The organism is Nitrosospira sp. Nsp13 (assembly GCF_900101945.1).
Taxonomy (GTDB): domain Bacteria; phylum Pseudomonadota; class Gammaproteobacteria; order Burkholderiales; family Nitrosomonadaceae; genus Nitrosospira; species Nitrosospira multiformis_D.
Window position 1 is genome coordinate 1 of record NZ_FMVD01000015.1, and the last position, 18,080, is coordinate 18,080.

Below are 18,080 nucleotides of genomic sequence, written 5' to 3' on the forward strand. Positions count from 1 at the left end.
TGGATGAAGATCAGACCGTGGCGATATTCAGGATTGTGCAGGAATCCCTGACCAATGTGACCCGTCATGCCGGGGCAAGCCATGTCGAGATCATCTTGTCGCAGGAGGCGGGTGACCTCTTGATTGAGGTGCGCGACAACGGCAAGGGGTTTGATGCGACAGGCGTCGCAGGAAAAAAATCATTTGGCCTGGTTGGGATGCGCGAGCGGGCAGCGGTGCTGGGGGGGCGCATCGATATTTCCAGTACGCCGCAGCAAGGAACCGTGGTCAAGGTGCGCCTGCCGGTAAAGATATGCAAAGGGGTTTCGTGAATGATCTCACGCTGGCAGCCCGACCTGACGAATCGAAGCCGAACAAGCGACCTTCTAATCTGACGGCACACTTTTGACATTCTACTGGATATATTTTACCCGACACTGGCAAATCGACCAGAGTCCCCTCGCGTCAACTTGCCCCCGATGGAGTAACAGGCATGATAATTAGAGTCTTTCTGGCTGATGACCATAGGCTTTTCCGGGACGGATTGAAACGGATTCTTGCCGAAACATCGGATATCGTCGTCGTCGGCGAGGCGACCGACGGACTCGAAGCCTTAAAGAAAATGCGCCACGGCGGATGGGACGTGGCATTGCTGGATGTCAGCATGCCGGGTATGAATGGGCTGGAAGTATTAAAACGGATAATGACCGATGATGCAAAACATCAGGTGCTGATGCTAAGTACGTATCATGAGGATGAATATGCTATCAGGACAATACGCGCAGGCGCATCCGCTTATCTCACCAAGAACAGTCCAATCGATCTGCTGATTTCTGTTATCCGTCGCTTGGCAAACGGAGGAAAATATATAGATCCGGAATTGGCGGAGAAATTACTGTTCGACCTCGGTCCAGCAGCTTCAATACCGCTACATTCCATACTCTCCGATCGGGAACTCGATGTCCTCAAGCTTATCGCCGTTGGAATATCCTTAACGGAAATCTCGCAAAAGTTGGCATTAAGTGCCAAAACCGTGAGTACTTATCGTACCCGTATTCTGGAAAAAATGAATATGCAGAACAATGCTCAATTAGTCCGCTACGTAACCGAACACAAATTAATGGAATAGCCGGTTATGCCAACCCATGTTGATCTTTCCTGACCACTATACCACTATATGAGTTCCTAAATCTCAGTAGAGGCCTTTGCTACTGCCGGATGCACCCTCCGCGCCACCCGCCTTTTTAGCGATGTCGGCGATGCGCACGAGATCACCCTCAGCAATACCATCGGGCGGATTTTCAATGACGCGATCGTCGGCGGCAAGACCCGAGCTTAATTCGATGACCTTGCCCAGATCGCGCATGATCGTGACCGTCCTCAGTATAACCTTGTTGCCAGGCCCAACCGTGGCAATGCGGAGACCTGCTTTGTCGAACATCAGTGCACTTGCCGGCACGCTCAGCACGACAATATTGCGAGGCAGATCGAAACTTACGTTGGCGAACGCACCGGGCATCAGCTCTCCGTCCGCGTTATCGACCAGAATCTGCATCAATGTTGTGCCTGACGCGATATTGACCGCCTGCGCCGACGAGGCAACGGCTGCAGAATAAATCCTGCCCGGACGCTCCGGCACCGTGATTCTCACCTTGGTCCCCGGCGGGATGCTTGGTACGTAAGTCTGCGGCACGTTTACGTAGGCGCGCAACGTGCTCGTCTTGGATACTTCGAAGAGTTCCTGCCCCACGCCGTCGCCGGCATTGATCAGCGCGCCGATGTCAGTTCCCCGCGCGGTGACGAGGCCATCGAACGGTGCAACGATGCGGGTAAAATTTTTCTGTGCTTGCAAACGATCGAGATTCGCCTGTGCAGAGTCTGCCAATGCTTTCTTCGCCATGAAGTCGCCAATCTTCTCATCGGCTGCCTGTTTCGACACATAATTCGAGTCCACCAGTAGCTGCCAGCGTTTGGCGGTGACTTCAGCAAGCGAAGCGTTCGCCCGTGTGCTGGCAAGATCGGCCTTCCCCTGCAACAGTTGCTGGTCAAGGTCTGGAGTCTCGATTTCGGCGAGCAATTGCCCCGCTTTGACCGGAGCACCAATATCGACTTTCCAGCTTTTCAGATAACCGCTGACACGAGCATATAGCAATGCACGCGAATAGGCTTCCAGTCGGCCGGGTAGCTCAAGAGTTGGGGTATCGCCCTGCTTGCCGGGTTTGAGAATAGTTACGGACGGGATAGCCTGCTCATCGGTCCACTCGCGCATTCGCTCGTGATCAAAGGCTCGCAAGGTAAGACCGGTGATGACGATGATTAAAACGATGACCGCGGCAACAATACCTGCGAGGCGCAGTTTGCGCAGCGCCATATCAGGAGCTGAAGTGTCAGGCGGCATGGATTTCTCCGGCAACGGAATCCGGGGCTGGCTTCTCGCCGGGCCTGTCGTGCACGATACTGAAAACAATGGGGACAAATATCAGTGTTGTGACTGTTGCGAAGACCAGGCCGCCGATGACCGCGCGGCCGAGCGGTGCGTTCTGCTCGCCGCCTTCACCGAGGCCCAGCGCCATCGGCACCATGCCGATGATCATCGCCAGAGCTGTCATCAAAACCGGCCGCGAACGCACGAATCCGGCATCGAGTGCGGCGGCGGTCGCGTCGCCGATCGCATCAAGACGTTCGCGCGCAAAGCTGATCATAAGTACGCTATTCGCGGTTGCGACCCCCATGCACATGATGGCGCCGGTTAGTGCCGGCACCGAGATTGGTGTATGTGTCACGAACAACATCCAGACGATGCCGGCAAGCGCTGCCGGCAATGCGGTAATGATGACGAACGGGTCGGTCCACGATTGGAAGTTTACGACAATCAACAGGTAGATAAGCACAATTGCGCCAAGTAGTCCGAACAACAAGCCCGAAAATGCGCTCTCCATCGTGCGTACCTGGCCGAGCAATGAGACGGTCGATCCTTTTGGCACTTTACTCGCAGTATCGGTGAGAATGCGACGCAGGTCGACAGCTACTGCTCCGAGATCACGCTCTTGCGTCGTTGCATGGATTTGCACCATTGGCAGGAGGTCGTACTGGCTGACCAACGCATTGCTGCTGGTACGCGTGAAGTCGGCGAGAGCGCCGAGCACCTGAGAGTTGCCATCGCTGCCACCGACCGGCAGATTGGCAAGCGCGGCAAGTGTATCCAGGCGGTATTGCGGTGTCTGTATTACGATTGGATATTGCACGCCATTCCGCGGATTCAACCAGAAGGTCGGAGCTACCTGGCTGCTGCCAGCAAGGTTGGCAACCAGGCTGGTGGTAATGTCGCGCATGGTAATACCGACCTGTTGCGCACGCGTACGGTCGACGTCAATATCAAAGACCGGTCTCCTTCGCGACTGCTGGATACGCACGTCGGCGATGCCGGGGATCGCGCGTATTTTCGGCAGCAGCGAGTTGGCATAATCAAAGCTCGCATCCAGATCGTTGCCGCGGATCTGCAGCTCGATTGGCGCTGGCGAACCGAAATTCAGGATTTGGCTGACGATATCGGCTGGCGGGAACGAAAATGTGATCCCGGGAAACTGGCGCGGGAGCTCTTCACGCAACCTGCGCACATAGCCGCCAGTGGGCTGGTGGCCTTGCTTCAGCGCGACCTGAATGTCGCCATCCTGCGTACCCATAACTCCCGTGTTGTTATAGCTCAGGTTGATGCTGCTGGGCGGTAGACCTATATTGTCGACTATTACTTCAATTTCATGCGGTGGAATGATTTTGCGAATTGCTTTCTGGATCTCGGCGAACTGATTCGCTGTTTCTTCCACCCGTGTACCAACCTGAGTACGTGCGTGCATCAGGATCTGGCCGCTATCGACCGCTGGGAAGAAATTGCGGCCGAGAAATGGTAACAACAAAAATGAGGCAAGCACGAATGCGAGAAAGCAAATGACGAATATGCGGCGGTGCGCCATTGCGAGGGTCAGGTATTCACGGTAGCGAGTACGGCCGTGCTCGAAACTTGCTTCGAAGCGACGTTGAAAAAGCACCAGCGAATTGCGCGGCGACTGTTCCTGCTCGTCGTGATGCGCGTGCGGATGGAGCAGATATTTCGCCATGGTCGGCACCAGGGTACGCGAAAGGAGGAAAGACCATGCTATCGATAACATCACTGCCACTGCCATGGGTACAAAAAGGAAGCGCGCAACACCTTCCAGGAAGAACATGGGTATAAAAACGACGCAAATGCATAGCAACGAGACGAACGCCGGAGTTGCGATCTGCGTGGCGCCGTCCATGATGGCGGTCTCGACATCCTTCCCCTCTTCTAAATGCAGGTTGATGCTCTCTATGGTCACTGTAGCGTCATCGACAAGGATGCCAACGGCTAGCGCAAGCCCCCCAAGAGTCATGATATTGAGGGTTTCGCCAAGTGCCGCCAGGCAGATGATCGCACCGAGGATAGACAGCGGGATCGACACCGCGACAATTACGGTAGAGCGCCAGCTGCCAAGAAATAACAATATCATGATACTTGTCAGCACCGCGGCAATAGCGCCTTCCAATGCGACACCCTTGATTGCTGCACGCACGAACAAGGCCTGGTCGTTGATGGGTACAACCTGGAGATTGTCCGGTAACGCTGGTTTGATCTGGGCCAGTTTCGACCGGATACCAGCGACGATGGCGAGCGTTGAAGTCACGCCATTCTTCAGTACCGTCATCACCACGGAGCGTGTACCGTCAACATGTACGATGTTGGTCTGCGGCGCATTACCATCGCGTATCTGTGCTACATCCCGGATATATATCGTTGAGCCATTAACCACCTTGATCGGCAGGTCACCGAGGTCCTGGATTACGGACGCTGCACTGTTCAACTGCAGCGTGTATTCAAATGCGTCTATCTTCTGCGTGCCAATCGGCGTGATCAGGTTCTGTGCGGCAAGTGCATTGCCGACATCCTGCGCAGTTAATCCGCGCGCCCGCAGTGCTGCCGGATCGAGGTCGATCTGTATCTGGCGCGTCTTGCCGCCATACGGAAAAGGAATCGCTGCACCCGCCACGGTAATCAACTGCGTACGGACCGAGTTGAGCGCGAGATCAGCCAGGGTTTGCTCGGACATGCCCTTGCCGGAAAGTGCGAGCTGAAGAATCGGTACCGTCGACGCGTTGTAGTTGAGGATCAGCGGGGGCGTCGTACCCAGCGGCATTTGCCTTACAACGGTCTGCGAAATTGCCGTGACTTGCGCGTTCGCAACCGCTATGTCTACGCCCGGCTGAAAAAAAACCTTGATGATTCCAGAACCGGCGTACGAATTCGCTTCGATGTGCTCGATGTCGTTGACGGTCGTTGTCAACGAGCGCTGGAACAGGGTTGTAATTCGTCCCGCCATTTCATCCGGCGGCAGCCCGGTATATTGCCAGACAACCGCAATCACCGGAATGCGAATATCCGGGAAGATATCGGTGGGCGTGCGAAGCGCTGCAAGCGGACCGATGATGAGGAGCAGAAGCGCTAATACAACAAATGTATACGGGCGCCGCAGGGCAACGCGAACGATCTCAATCATAAGAAATAGTGAGAAAATTAGTGCGTTGCGTTAAAAATGGGTCATCAGGCCTCCCAGAGTAATGGATGTCATCGCCTGAATCCATACCTTGTCGAGATCCAGGTTTCCGAGAACTGTAACTAGTGGAATATTCAGACGTCTGACAAGACCTGACTCGATTTGTCGAGATTGGGATATCCACCGGGCAGTGGCTGCCAATCGGTATAGTCCGGGGTTGCCTGCCACACGGCGCCCCAGAGGAGCCATTTTCCTCCTGCGAGAAGAAAAGGCGTCCTCTGTGGAGTACTGGGCGTGATAATAATAGTCTTTCTACCTAATGAACATAGGCTTTTTCGGGACGGGCTGAAACGGATTCTTGGCGAAACAACCGATATCGTCGTCGTTGGCGGATAGGACAGGGCATTGCTGGATGTCAGCATGCCAGGCATGAATGGTCTGGAAGTACTAAAAACCAATAATGAACGATGATGCGAAGCATCAAATACTGATGTTAAGCACGTATCATGAGGATGAATACGCCATCAGGACAATACGTGCAGGTGCATCCGCCTATCTCACCAAGAACAATCCCATCGCGATCTGCTGATATCCGTAATCCGGCCAATATTAGGTGCTTGTGGGCGCGCCCATATGGCCGGCTTCATAATCATGCAAGCGCGACACTATGAACATGCGGTAAGGGTTCAGGAATACATTGTTTTTGCATGATATCGACTGGCAGGAGATGCAGTTTGCCATGCCGGACCCCGCGTGTAGCGATAATATGATTGGCAAATTTTTTTACATTCTTGATAGTCCCGCTCAGGACGGCCACTTCCAGGCAGTTATCATGATCCATATGTACATGCATAGTAGATAGTGTTAGATCATGATGGTCGTGTTGCACCGCGGTAAGCGAGCTGGCCAGCTCACTTTCGTGATGACTGTATATATAACTGAGTGTGGCAATACAGTGACCTTCCACATGTTCCTCCGAGTGGACGGTATCGAGCAAATCTCGTATCAGGTCACGGACGGCTTCCGAGCGATTGAAATAGCCGCGATTATGCATAACAACATCGAACTGCTCGGCAAGTTGATCATTAAGCGATATAGTTAGACGTTCCATATTTACTTTCTCCCAGATTATTTGTTCCTGCAATAATTTCTTTTATTTATGGGGATTCATTTCGTCATTAATGTGACAACACTCTAATCATGGTGTTTTTTTACTGCTTTCCCTTTATATCTGACACCTGGATCTGCAGGTAAATAAAAATACCACACACAGCCGAGATGTCTGTAAGGATGAGCTGGAACATGTTGTAAGATAAATGAGCCTCTTGTCAGGGATTCCCTACACCAGTACCATTGGATTAGTTGGCGATATCCACAGTCTTATTATGGGAATTACCCCGTTGACAATCGAAAGCTTGTGCACAGACCTGACGATTGATTCCCATAAAAGCTATCGGACGGTAAGCCGGCTTATGTGATAATCAATCTTGTTAACACCTCAGGGCATGTCAACAGCTGACATCGTCCTCATGAGCTTGTTTCCGTTTGTGTGAAGTATCCTTTTACCAGGCATAACAAAAACTTGTTGAGCCGCGGCACTTGACGCACAAGGCTTGATTGCCTGCTGGTAAGGTGTCGGATAGTCAACCGCCACATAACAACGTACATTCTATATGGCGCTTGGAGCAACTATTTTTAAAGCCGATCTGCAAATCGCGGATCTGGACCGCAATTATTATCGGGATCATGCGCTCACTCTCGCCCGCCATCCATCGGAAACCGATGAACGCATGATGGTGCGATTACTGGCCTTCGCGCTCCACGCCCATGAAGCATTATCGTTTGGCAACGGACTGAGTACCCATGATGAACCCGATCTCTGGCAAAAAGATTTAACGGGCGCTATCGAGTTCTGGATAGATGTAGGTCTCCCGGATGAAAAACTGATCCGCAAAGCCTGTGGTCGTGCCGGCCGGGTCTTCGTTTACACTTATGGCGGGCGTGTCGCCGATATGTGGTGGAGTCAATGCCGCGGCAAACTCGAACAGATCAAGAACCTGACGGTGACCAATCTGCCTTTGGAAGCCAGTCGCGCCATTGCAAAACGGGCACAACGCAGCATGTGCTTGAACTGTACTATTCAGGATGAGCAAATTTGGCTTGCCGATGGGACTGAGTCAGTACTGATTGAACTGGTAACACTAAAGAGCCCACTACCGGCCTGAGATGGACTACCCTGGGGCCTGTTAACACTTATTTCGCACCCGCGTTGCTACAAAAAAACGCGAAGGCAAGGCGCGAAGCGCAGGCCATAGTAGGCCTATGGCCAAGCTTCGTAACGCGGCATCCGCGTTTTTTTGTGCGCAACCCGAAGGGACGGGTGCGAAATAAGTGTTAACAGGCCCTAGCCATCCGTCATCTTTCCGCCACATCCGGGCAATTTTGCGCCCTTCACCCTTAGGTCCCGCACCACGCTCACAGCACCGGCCCAAGCGGCCCACTCTCATGGGAACCGCGGAGCGATCATTCCCATGTCATAAAATTATTCATTCTTTAGATTTTCCAGGGCCTTCTATAAACAAGGCCCTTAATCCGGGGAAACGTTGTGGCTCCTCCTGAACCGGTCTTGGCGCCAGCCTCTCAAGTTCAGCTTCCAGTTCAACAATACGCCGCTCCAGCGCTATTTTGTCTTGTTCCAGGCGCGAAACCTGACTCCGAAGCCGCGAACGCGTCCACCGGCTTTTTATCATACTCGGCGAGGACAACAACCCGGCAATAAGTACCCCCAAGCCCATTGCAAGCAGCAGCACCAGAGCCAAGGAGCCATCAAAACTCCACAAGGCAACGGATACCGTTACCGGCACGTTGTTCTGTAAAGAGAACCCCACAACGCCTATGGCGAGGACGATACCCACTATTAGAAGCAGATGCATGGTTTTATTCCGCTATTTGATTGGCATCATTGGACGGGCTTCAGCTATCCCGGCTTTCCTGGTGAAAAGAATATAGGGCAGATTGTCCATGAAGCAAGAATAGCAAGAATAGCAAGAATACGATGACTCTTCCATGCTGGCAATCAGTCGGCAGGCTTGAAGATCGAAGCCAAAAAACAGCTGGGAGGAGGACAGAACTTGAGGCGGAGGAGAAAATACGATGAATTGGGTCGTTCCGGGTGTAACCGGGAAAATTCGATTCAAACCGGCAATAAAATGCTTTGGAAACCACTGGATACCGGCTTCCGCTGATAGGACATTTGTACCGTTGTACCGTTTTTACCCTGTGAAAATCGGTGTATTTTACTTCTTGTTACCGCTTCACGGTTTTCCTTCTTCAACCTGGCTCGCTTGCGAAGTATTTTTTTTATCTTCCAGCAGGTGGAAAAAGATTTCATCCTTCCTGATCATGCCCAGTTCGCTGCGGGCACGCTCTTCAATGGCATCGGAACCCTGCTTGAGATCGCGCACTTCCGCGTCCAGGGTGGTATTCCGGATTTGCAGCTTCTGGTTGATTTCATGTTGTGCCAACACTTGCTGATCGAATTCCCATACTTTCAGCCAGCTCCCCTTGCCCAGCCATAGCGGATACTGCAGCAGGGCAATCAGAGCAATGAGTATAAGACTCAGTAGTACTTTCACTTGAATATCCCTGCAGATCACCATTTACATAAGCAATCCCTGCCTGCCCCGCTCTCATTGGGGACTCGCCTTACTTGCCTGCATACACGCCACTTTCAAACGCCCCCACTTCTTCTTTAAGGAATTAGCGCTGACCTTATGAAATGATGGGAGTACCCTTATCGCAACTGGTAATAGGCGCCCCGTCCAGGGTAGCTTGCTGCGTCCCCCAGATCTTCCTCGATGCGTAGCAACTGGTTGTATTTGGCCAGGCGATCAGAGCGGGACAACGAACCGGTCTTGATTTGCAGTGCGTTGGTGGCGACGGCGATATCAGCGATGGTGGTATCCTCGGTTTCACCGGAACGGTGCGAAATCACCGAAGTATAGCCCGCGCGCTTGGCGGTCTCTATGGCGGCAAAAGTTTCGGTAAGCGTGCCGATCTGGTTGACTTTGATAAGGATGGAATTTGCTATGCCTTGCGCTATGCCTTCTTTGAGGATACCGCTATTGGTCACGAAAATGTCGTCACCGACCAGTTGCACCGATTTTCCAAGCCGGCTGGTGAGCAGTTTCCAGCCATCCCAGTCATGCTCACTCATGCCGTCCTCGATGCTGATAATCGGATACTTGTCGACCCAGGTGGCGAGATAATCGACAAATTGTCCGGAACTCAGGCTCAATCCGTCCGATGTCAAATGGTATTTCCCGTCACGGAAGAACTCCGAGCTGGCGCAATCCAGCCCGATGGCAACATCCGGACCAGGCAAATAACCCGCCTTCTCGATGGCCTCCACGATCAACTGCAATGCTGCCTCGTTATTAGCCAGGCTTGGAGCGAATCCGCCTTCGTCGCCCACTGCCGTGTTAATCCCCCTGCCGTCCAGCAGCCCCTTCAACGTATGAAATATTTCGGCGCCGCAACGCAGCGCTTCGCGAAAACTTTGCGCCCCCAGCGGAATAATCACAAACTCCTGCATATCGAGCCTGTTATTGGCGTGAGCACCGCCATTGATGATATTCATCATGGGTACGGGCATGGACATCGACCCGGCACCCCCCAGATAGCGATATAAAGGCAAACCCGATTCCTCCGCTGCCGCTTTCGCCACCGCCAGCGAAACCGCAAGAACCGCGTTGGCACCGAGTCTTGATTTATTGCTGCTGCCATCGAGATCAATCAGCGTCCGGTCGATAAAAGTCTGCTCCATGGCATCCAGCCCCATGATAGCTTCGGCAATCTCGGTATTGACGTTTTCCACGGCTTTCAATACGCCTTTGCCAAAATAGCGCTGCGCATCCCCGTCGCGCAATTCAACCGCTTCCCTGGTACCAACAGACGCGCCGGAAGGCACGGCCGCCCGACCCAGTACGCCGGATTCGAGCAATACATCCGCCTCAACAGTGGGGTTGCCGCGTGAATCAAGAATTTCGCGCGCGATGACATCTACAATTGCACTCATACTATTTTTCCCTGGGTCATTTATCTAAATTTTATTAAATTTTCGTAGGATGGGTGGAGCAAAGCGCAACCCATCATTCAGCCTGTTTCACTCCTTACCCGGCTCACTGCTTACCTCATCCCTTCCAGCTCAAACCTTGAGGGCAAACCGGTTTCAACGGAATAAAACATACAAGGTGGCCAATCGGTAGGGGAGCGCGGGGTTTGATGGGTTACGGCCATGCTTACCCATTCTGCGTGGGCACCAAACCGGGAGTGGCTCATAAACAATATATAAATTTTATTAAGCGATGTTCTTCAATTTACCGGAAGCTATCGCCTCGGATGTAACACGCTTCTCAGCAAAATCAATGGCTGCTTTGATAAATGCCGTGAACAATGGATGGCCCGATTTGGGCGCGGAGGTAAATTCAGGATGGAACTGACAGGCGACGAACCAGGGATGCTCGGTTTGCGGCAACTCGACCATCTCGCATAAGGCTTCTCCCGCCGACACACCACTTATGCGCAGCCCCGCCTGCTCCAACCGGGGAATGTATTCATTGTTGACTTCATAACGATGGCGATGGCGTTCTACGATTTTATCCGCTCCATAAATTTTCCGTACCAGCGACCCGTCTATCAGCAAGCATTCCTGTCCGCCGAGCCGCATGCTGCCGCCAAGATCCGACTTGGCATCGCGAACTTCCAACTGTCCCTCCCGGGTATGCCATTCAGTGGTCAGGGCAATGACCGGATAGCAAGTATCCGGATTAAATTCGGTACTGTGCGCGCCTTCCATGCCGGCCTTGTCGCGGGCGTATTCGATCACCGCCAGTTGCATGCCCAGGCAGATGCCGAGATAAGGGATACGGTTTTCACGCGCGTAACGGATGGCCATGATCTTGCCCTCCACCCCGCGTTTGCCGAATCCACCGGGAACCAGTATCGCATCCATACCGGCGAGGCAATCAATTCCTCGTTTCTCGATATTCTCGGAATCCGTATAGTGAATATTGATTTTGCTGCGGGTATGAATCCCGGCATGAATCAAAGCTTCCGAGAGGGATTTATACGACTCGGTCAAATCCACATATTTTCCTACCAGCGCGATCTCTATCGTGCGTTCCGGATGTTCCAGCGCATGCACCAGTTTCTTCCAGACACTCAAATCAGCCGCTTTTGCGAGAATACTCAGCTTATGGCAAACGATTTCATCCAGCATCTGCTCATGCAGCAGCGTGGGAATTTTGTAAATACTGTTCGCATCCACCGCTGAAATCACCGCTTCTTCCCGCACATTGGTGAACAACGCGATTTTCCGGCGCTCATCCGGCGGTAATTCACGGTCGGCACGGCACAGAAGCACATCCGGCTGGATACCGATCTCGCGCAATTCCTTCACCGAATGCTGGGTCGGCTTGGTTTTTAGCTCTCCTGCCGAACTGATATAGGGCAGCAATGTAAGGTGGATGAAACAGGTATCTTCCCGGGGAAGTTGCACCGCCATCTGCCGGATGGCTTCCAGGAAGGGTAGCGATTCGATATCACCGACGGTGCCGCCGATCTCGACGATGGCCACCTGCGCATCTCCCGCGCCGGCCCTGATATGCAGCTTGATCTCATCCGTGATGTGCGGAATGACCTGCACGGTGCCGCCGAGATAATCGCCGCGCCGCTCTTTCTTGATTACGCTTTCATAAATCTGGCCGGTCGTGAAATTGTTGCGCCGGCTCATCCTGGCGCTGATAAAGCGCTCATAGTGTCCCAGGTCGAGATCGGTTTCCGCTCCATCCTCGGTGACAAATACCTCACCATGCTGAAATGGGCTCATGGTGCCGGGATCCACGTTGATATAGGGGTCCAGCTTGAGCAGGGTAACCTTGATGCCCCGGGTTTCGAGGATAGCGGCAAGAGAGGCGCCCGCGATACCTTTCCCGAGAGAAGACACTACGCCACCGGTTACAAATACATACTTTGTCATGGCTGCTAATGATACCCGAAAAGGCCTGCCCGAACAAATCAACCGGAATAGTAAAGCGGGTTTCTCGCTCACGAAAAAATCGTCCGACGACGCCTGTTCGTTACTTAAACCTATCCTTTATACCCGTCATTTATTACAGAAAGTACATTGGCGAGTGAAAGGTTTGCCGGCTGTTTTGGGTAAAAATGATAGTGAGGGAATGATGGGATAGCAGGATTTTGTTCATCGCTATCGTTTTTTCCGGCTAGACGCCGAGATCACCGCGACAAGACCCGTGCTCATCAAACAGAGGGGATGATGCAGAAACATTTGGCTATATAAGCAATATTGCCAAGACCTGTGCTAGCCGGCCAGGTTAGGTAGGATGAGTGAGATAGCGTAACCCATCAACATCCTGGATTACATGTGCTTAGGGCCTGTTAACACTTATTTTGTACCCGCGACGGCGACGGATTTCATCCAGCACGAGGCTTGAGCCGCGCGGCGGAGCAGGCTTCCGTAAGCGGCGAGTAACGAAGGGCTGGATGAAATCCGTCCCGTCCCTTCGGGTTGCTACACAAAAAACGCAGGTACGAAATAAGTGTTAACAGGCCCTAATATGGTGAAATTCTTTGGCTCGCGATCACCCTTATAGACCGGGCTCTGTTCATGTCTCAAGCCTCTCAAGAATTCGGATTTTGCGGCAGCCATAACGATCAGGCCTTAATATCGACTTCGGTTCCGGCGCTCACGAGATCGAACAATTCCAGCAAATCCTGGTTGCGCATGCGGATGCAGCCGATGGAGCCGGGCTTGCCCATTTCCACGCTATCCGGGCTGCCATGGATATAGATATAACGGCGCATGGTATCCACTGGCCCCAGGCGGTTGAAACCCGGCTCACAGCCGGAAAGCCATAGAATGCGCGTTAAAATCCAGTCACGACCCGGAAAGCTGGCGCCCAGTTCCGGCGTGTAAATTTCACCAGTGGGCCGGCGCCTGACGAACACGGTATTGACCGGCTGACCCGCGCCGATCTTGGCGCGAACGATGTGTTTTCCCAAGGGCGTGCAGAAACTGCCGTTTACCTGTCCTACACCATTTTTTGCTGAGGAAATACGGTAGTGCCGGATAATATTCTCGTTATCGTCATATAAATCCAGTTCCTGAGAGGGAATATTGATGATGATTCTCATCAGTGCCCTGTATCGCCGCCATTTGCCGCTACCTTGCGCCGTTCCGCGAAAAACTGTTTCAATCTGTCGCCCCCCTCTTCCGCCAGCACATTGCCGGTCACCTGCATATGATGATTAAGCCGATTCTCCGCCGGTAAATCGATTACGCTCCCGCATGCACCCGTTTTCGGGTCCGCCGCACCATAGACCAACCGCGCGATACGCGCATGAAAAATCGCTCCCACGCACATGACGCAGGGTTCCAGCGTCACGTAAAGCGTGCAATCCGCTAATCGGTAATTACCCAGATACTGGGCCGCATCGCGCATCGCCATTACCTCCGCATGGGCGGTCGGATCGGCTGTTGTAATGGGACGATTGTAACCACGCCCAATAATTGTCCCATTCTTCACCACCACGGCGCCCACCGGCACCTCGCCCGCGTCTTGCCCCTGTTTCGCAAGTTCGAGGGCCGAACGCATGAAGTCAATATCCGATGGTTGGTATTGATTCATGTATCGATCACGATGAAATGCTCATTATTGGGGTTTGTACCCGTAGCAGGTGTGTAAGTCCAGCGCGATTTTATTACGTGCTTTGCTATTTATAACAATGTAGCCTAAAAATAATAACGGAGGTTATACCATTTAGGAGCCGGAATCTTAAATGGAGTAACGACGGTACATGCGATATCCGCACTACGCGAAGGCAACCTGAGAAAAATGACCATGACAACCCGTTATGCAGTTAACGCCCGCAGCGCTTGGCCCAAGCTGCCCCTGCTGGAGGATTGGCAGGACACCTGCACCACCTTCCACATGTGGACACAAGTCATCGGCAAAATCCGGTTAGCGCTTTCGCCAGACATCAACCACTGCTGGGGGTCAACGTTCTATGTCACCACGCGTGGCCTTACCACCTCGCCCATCCCCTACGGGACGCTTACGTTTGCGATCGACTTCGATTTTATCGCCCACGTGCTGCGGATCACTACCTCATCAGGCGCCGATCAGGCATTTGCTCTCGAGCCTATGTCGGTCGCCAGTTTCTACCGCAAGACGATGCAGACACTCAGCGAACTGGGGATCGAAGTCAAGATCCTCGCCCGGCCGGTTGAGGTCGAAGTGGCAATCCCGTTTGAGCAGGATGATCAGCATGCAAGCTACGATGCAGATACCGTTGCTCGCTTCTGGCATGTGCTCGTGCATGCCGATTGTATCTTTAAGGATTTCCGCGCCCGCTTCATCGGCAAGGTGAGCCCGGTGCAATTCTTCTGGGGAGGAATTGATCTGGCTGTCACCCGGTTTTCCGGGCGAACCGCGCCGAAGCATCCCGGGGGCGCGCCCAACGTCGCTATCCGGGTAACGCAAGATGCGTATTCGCATGAAGTGTCGAGCGCGGGGTTTTGGCCCGGGATGGGTTTAGGCGAGGCTGCTTTCTACGCTTATGCTTATCCCTTTCCCGCCGGTTTCGATAAATATCCCGTTCAACCAGCGGCAGCCTATTTCCATGACCAGCTCCGTTTTTTTATTCTTCCGTACGAAGCTGTACGAACAGCTGAAAATCCGGCGCAAGCGCTCCTCCTGTTTCTCCAGACTACTTACGACGCTGCCGCTACGCTGGCGAATTGGGATCGTCCCGCGCTGGAACGAAAAATTACCCAAACATAACCATAACAAGGGATGATCCATAGGGACGATTTCTCCCTGGATAAAATCAGCGGCGCGCGAGGCAATGCAAGCAACGCATAAAATACAGATCGCTAATAAGTACAGCGGCATTGTGCCGCATGCGAATTCTTGCAAACGTTTCACGCCTGATTGTTGTCGCGCCTGGCATCCGGGTGCACATACCTCTTAACTGTCAAATCTGTCCAACCAATCTGCTGTAGCGGCAAGGTAGTGCTAAATTTGGACGGGTCAAACGCTTTGCGGTCGATCTCCTTTAATTCCGGCAACCTGTCAGACTACGCCTCCCTGCCCCCGATACGCTATAATGCCGGTTTTTTCGGCCTCGACAGATACCCATGCTGGAAGGAAACAATCTGGAATGCGTGCGCGGCGACCGCCGATTATTCCGTGACGTCAATTTCTCCCTCGAAGCCGGTGGACTGATGCAGGTTCAGGGGCCCAATGGCAGCGGTAAAACCAGTCTTCTGCGTATGCTGTGCGGGCTGGCGACGCCCGCCCACGGCGAGATCCGCTGGAATGGCGCTGAAATTCGCGCCCTGGGAGATGGTTATTACGCTGCGATGACCTATCTCGGACACTTGGGCGGCGTCAAGGACGATTTGACCGCTATTGAGAACCTGCGCATTTCCAGCGCGCTGGGAGGTGTCGAAATTGATGAGCGCAAAGCCCATGATGCCTTGCAGCACATGGGGTTGGGAGGACGCGAGTTATTGCCGGCCAAGGTATTGTCACAGGGACAGCGGCGCAGGGTAACGCTGGCACGCCTGTTGGTATGCGGAACCGTGTTATGGATACTGGATGAGCCATTGACAGCGCTCGACACCGCCGCTGTGAAGCTGATGCAAGGCTTGATGGAGCAGCATCTGGAACATGGCGGCATGATCGTGATGACAACCCATCAGGAGATCGAGATAACCGCCGTTGCAACCCAGCGGTTGCAGCTCGCCTGACATGTTTCTTTGGATAATTCAGCGCGACCTTCTGCTCGCGATGCGGCGGCGGTCAGATGTCCTGACGACACTATTTTTTTTCGTCATCGTCGTGAGCCTCTTTCCCCTTGGCGTGGGGCCGGAGATGAACATACTCCGGACCATGGCGCCCGGTGTGGTGTGGGTGGCTGCGCTGCTGGCCTCGATGTTGTCACTGGGGCGAATGTTCGCCAGCGACCATCTGGATGGCACACTGGAACAGATGCTGATCTCGCCTCAGTCACTTTCTCTTCTGGTAATGGGCAAGGCACTGGCTCACTGGCTGGTAACGGGCGTGCCGCTGGTGCTGATGGCGCCCGTGCTGGGCATCCAGTATGATCTGCCGGGAGATGCGTTGCTGGTGCTGACTGCCTCGTTGCTGCTGGGAACGCCCGTACTAAGCCTGATTGGTGCGATCGGCGCGGCGCTCACCTTGGGGTTGCGAGGCGGCGGCGTACTGGTTTCGTTGCTGGTATTGCCGCTGTATATTCCGGTATTGATCTTTGGTGCGGGCGCGGTCGAGGCCAGTGCCGCCGGCTTGGGAGCCGGCGCACACATGTCGCTGCTGGGTGCTTTTCTGCTGGCGTCTCTGGTACTGGCGCCATGGACGGCTGCTCTTTCACTACGAATTTCAATGGAGTAAAGGAGCTTCCGAACAAGTCATTTACGGGCGGATTGGCAGCAAAATCGGGATAGTCACGAGGCGCGCTACAAAGGTCTTGGAAAGGTCGTAGCCAGCCGATGATGTCAGGAGTGCAGCGCGGCGAGGCCCGTCCCTGCCAGTAGCCCGTGGAGATCCGCAAGAACTTATTCACACGTTCCTGAAGAAACCAATTCTGAATTCAAGGTTTTTAGTTTAAAATTATGAGTTACACACCTGAAGCGTAAACTTGGGATACGGAATGAGTATTTTTTAACATGGCGATAAACTGGTTCAAATATTCTTCCCCGGCAAGTTTCTATTTTCTTGCCGGTAAAATGATCCCGCTATTTTCCATCGCCGCGATTGTATTGTGTGCGGTGGGACTTTATATCGGCTTCTTTGTAGCCCCCACCGATTTTCAACAGGGTGAGGCCTATCGCATTATTTTCATCCATGTTCCCGCCGCCTGGATGTCCATGTTCCTTTACGTGATCATGGCGATGTGGGCCGGCATCGGCCTTGCCTTCAATACGCGGCTTTCTTCGATGATTGCCACAGCCATTGCGCCAACAGGAGCGATGTTCACCTTTCTGGCCTTATGGACCGGTGCCCTGTGGGGCAAACCCATGTGGGGAACATGGTGGGTATGGGATGCGCGACTCACATCCGAACTGATCCTGTTATTTCTCTACATCGGCTTCATGTCACTGCAGGCGGCAATCGACGACCCCCGCCGTGCCGACAAAGCGGGGGCCATGATTGCTCTGGTGGGCGTGGTTAACATACCCATCATCTATTTTTCGGTGAAATGGTGGAATACGCTGCATCAGGGAGCGTCCGTCAGCATTACCCAGTCTCCAAAGATGGCCACGACCATGCTCACCGGCATGCTGATCATGTCGCTCGCGTGCTGGATGTATGCAATCGCGGTCGTTCTGATACGCACACGGGCCGTCATTCTGGAGCGCGAACGTCACACGGCGTGGGTAGGTGAATTACAAGGAGCGGCGCGGTGATCTGGGCCAGTATGTCGGATTTT

General features: G+C 53.4%; 17 protein-coding genes. 7 read left to right on the forward strand and 10 right to left on the reverse strand.

Translation table 11 applies throughout. The features are described 5' to 3' along the window. A partial coding sequence (locus BLO43_RS14020) for a sensor histidine kinase (RefSeq protein ID WP_254773487.1) occupies positions 1–311 on the forward strand: 311 nt, incomplete at its 5' end. A 161-nt stretch (positions 312–472) separates the two neighbouring features. Then, a complete protein-coding gene (locus tag BLO43_RS14025) occupies positions 473–1,108 on the forward strand; it encodes a response regulator (RefSeq protein ID WP_090907605.1) in 636 nt (211 codons plus the stop codon). Between the two features lie 63 nt (positions 1,109–1,171). Here BLO43_RS14025 and BLO43_RS14030 read toward each other — a convergent pair whose 3' ends face one another. The 4 genes from BLO43_RS14030 to nikR form a co-directional block, all read right to left on the reverse strand. Further along, positions 1,172–2,377, reverse strand: coding sequence for an efflux RND transporter periplasmic adaptor subunit (locus BLO43_RS14030; protein WP_090907606.1), 1,206 nt, complete (start codon positions 2,375–2,377; stop codon positions 1,172–1,174). Next, on the reverse strand, positions 2,367–5,549 hold the full coding sequence (locus BLO43_RS14035) for an efflux RND transporter permease subunit (protein WP_090907607.1): 3,183 nt from the start codon (positions 5,547–5,549) through the stop codon (positions 2,367–2,369). The genes BLO43_RS14030 and BLO43_RS14035 overlap by 11 nt, the downstream gene beginning before the upstream one ends. 30 nt (positions 5,550–5,579) lie before the next feature. Continuing rightward, positions 5,580–5,795 (reverse strand): hypothetical protein, encoded by a 216-nt coding sequence (locus BLO43_RS14040; RefSeq protein WP_090907608.1) that lies wholly within the window; start codon positions 5,793–5,795, stop codon positions 5,580–5,582. Positions 5,796–6,195: 400 nt separating this feature from the next. Further along, entirely contained in the window at positions 6,196–6,657 is a 462-nt protein-coding gene (nikR, locus tag BLO43_RS14045) for a nickel-responsive transcriptional regulator NikR (protein ID WP_090907609.1), read from the reverse strand. Between the two features lie 562 nt (positions 6,658–7,219). On the opposite strand from nikR, the gene BLO43_RS14050 reads away from it, so the two are divergent. Further along, positions 7,220–7,771 carry a YaeQ family protein gene (locus BLO43_RS14050; protein WP_074633054.1) on the forward strand — a complete coding sequence of 184 codons (552 nt, stop codon included), beginning with the start codon at positions 7,220–7,222 and terminating at the stop codon, positions 7,769–7,771. A gap of 321 nt (positions 7,772–8,092) precedes the next feature. Here the strand turns inward: BLO43_RS14050 and BLO43_RS14055 are convergent, their stop codons facing one another. The 6 genes from BLO43_RS14055 to tadA all read right to left on the reverse strand — a co-directional run bounded on the left by BLO43_RS14055 (position 8,093) and on the right by tadA (position 14,254). Then, entirely contained in the window at positions 8,093–8,479 is a 387-nt protein-coding gene (locus tag BLO43_RS14055) for a LapA family protein (protein ID WP_090907610.1), read from the reverse strand. Between the two features lie 381 nt (positions 8,480–8,860). Further along, positions 8,861–9,181, reverse strand: coding sequence for a cell division protein FtsB (gene ftsB, locus BLO43_RS14060; protein WP_254773488.1), 321 nt, complete (start codon positions 9,179–9,181; stop codon positions 8,861–8,863). 158 nt (positions 9,182–9,339) lie between these two features. Beyond that, positions 9,340–10,623, reverse strand: coding sequence for a phosphopyruvate hydratase (gene eno / locus BLO43_RS14065; RefSeq protein WP_074633062.1), 1,284 nt, complete (start codon positions 10,621–10,623; stop codon positions 9,340–9,342). A gap of 282 nt (positions 10,624–10,905) precedes the next feature. Beyond that, a complete protein-coding gene (locus BLO43_RS14070; RefSeq protein WP_074633065.1) occupies positions 10,906–12,585 on the reverse strand; it encodes a CTP synthase in 1,680 nt (559 codons plus the stop codon). Positions 12,586–13,280: 695 nt separating this feature from the next. Further along, entirely contained in the window at positions 13,281–13,760 is a 480-nt protein-coding gene (locus BLO43_RS14080) for a L,D-transpeptidase (RefSeq protein ID WP_090907612.1), read from the reverse strand. Next, on the reverse strand, positions 13,760–14,254 hold the full coding sequence (gene tadA / locus BLO43_RS14085) for a tRNA adenosine(34) deaminase TadA (RefSeq protein WP_090907613.1): 495 nt from the start codon (positions 14,252–14,254) through the stop codon (positions 13,760–13,762). The genes BLO43_RS14080 and tadA overlap by 1 nt, the downstream gene beginning before the upstream one ends. Before the next feature lie 213 nt (positions 14,255–14,467). Here tadA and BLO43_RS14090 point away from each other — a divergent pair, with 213 nt between their 5' ends. The 4 genes from BLO43_RS14090 to ccmC all read left to right on the forward strand — a co-directional run bounded on the left by BLO43_RS14090 (position 14,468) and on the right by ccmC (position 18,057). Then, positions 14,468–15,409 carry a DUF5996 family protein gene (locus BLO43_RS14090; RefSeq protein ID WP_090907641.1) on the forward strand — a complete coding sequence of 314 codons (942 nt, stop codon included), beginning with the start codon at positions 14,468–14,470 and terminating at the stop codon, positions 15,407–15,409. Between the two features lie 356 nt (positions 15,410–15,765). Beyond that, entirely contained in the window at positions 15,766–16,380 is a 615-nt protein-coding gene (gene ccmA / locus BLO43_RS14095) for a cytochrome c biogenesis heme-transporting ATPase CcmA (RefSeq protein ID WP_074633071.1), read from the forward strand. A 1-nt stretch (position 16,381) separates the two neighbouring features. Then, the gene (ccmB, locus tag BLO43_RS14100) at positions 16,382–17,041 is read left to right on the forward strand and encodes a heme exporter protein CcmB (protein ID WP_074633072.1); all 660 of its coding nucleotides are present in this window, start codon (positions 16,382–16,384) and stop codon (positions 17,039–17,041) included. A gap of 275 nt (positions 17,042–17,316) precedes the next feature. Beyond that, on the forward strand, positions 17,317–18,057 hold the full coding sequence (ccmC, locus tag BLO43_RS14105; RefSeq protein WP_074633073.1) for a heme ABC transporter permease CcmC: 741 nt from the start codon (positions 17,317–17,319) through the stop codon (positions 18,055–18,057). Positions 18,058–18,080: the final 23 nt, after the last annotated feature.

Bases quoted from the DNA above. Each gene is read 5' to 3' on its own strand.
- BLO43_RS14025 (WP_090907605.1), top strand. From the start codon at position 473: ATGATAATTAGAGTCTTTCTGGCTGATGACCATAGGCTTTTCCGGGAC.
- BLO43_RS14030 (WP_090907606.1), bottom strand. From the start codon at position 2,377: ATGCCGCCTGACACTTCAGCTCCTGATATGGCGCTGCGCAAACTGCGC.
- BLO43_RS14035 (WP_090907607.1), bottom strand. From the start codon at position 5,549: ATGATTGAGATCGTTCGCGTTGCCCTGCGGCGCCCGTATACATTTGTT.
- BLO43_RS14040 (WP_090907608.1), bottom strand. From the start codon at position 5,795: ATGGCTCCTCTGGGGCGCCGTGTGGCAGGCAACCCCGGACTATACCGA.
- nikR (WP_090907609.1), bottom strand. From the start codon at position 6,657: ATGGAACGTCTAACTATATCGCTTAATGATCAACTTGCCGAGCAGTTC.
- BLO43_RS14050 (WP_074633054.1), top strand. From the start codon at position 7,220: ATGGCGCTTGGAGCAACTATTTTTAAAGCCGATCTGCAAATCGCGGAT.
- BLO43_RS14055 (WP_090907610.1), bottom strand. From the start codon at position 8,479: ATGCATCTGCTTCTAATAGTGGGTATCGTCCTCGCCATAGGCGTTGTG.
- eno (WP_074633062.1), bottom strand. From the start codon at position 10,623: ATGAGTGCAATTGTAGATGTCATCGCGCGCGAAATTCTTGATTCACGC.
- BLO43_RS14070 (WP_074633065.1), bottom strand. From the start codon at position 12,585: ATGACAAAGTATGTATTTGTAACCGGTGGCGTAGTGTCTTCTCTCGGG.
- BLO43_RS14080 (WP_090907612.1), bottom strand. From the start codon at position 13,760: ATGAGAATCATCATCAATATTCCCTCTCAGGAACTGGATTTATATGAC.
- tadA (WP_090907613.1), bottom strand. From the start codon at position 14,254: ATGAATCAATACCAACCATCGGATATTGACTTCATGCGTTCGGCCCTC.
- BLO43_RS14090 (WP_090907641.1), top strand. From the start codon at position 14,468: ATGACAACCCGTTATGCAGTTAACGCCCGCAGCGCTTGGCCCAAGCTG.
- ccmA (WP_074633071.1), top strand. From the start codon at position 15,766: ATGCTGGAAGGAAACAATCTGGAATGCGTGCGCGGCGACCGCCGATTA.
- ccmB (WP_074633072.1), top strand. From the start codon at position 16,382: ATGTTTCTTTGGATAATTCAGCGCGACCTTCTGCTCGCGATGCGGCGG.
- ccmC (WP_074633073.1), top strand. From the start codon at position 17,317: ATGGCGATAAACTGGTTCAAATATTCTTCCCCGGCAAGTTTCTATTTT.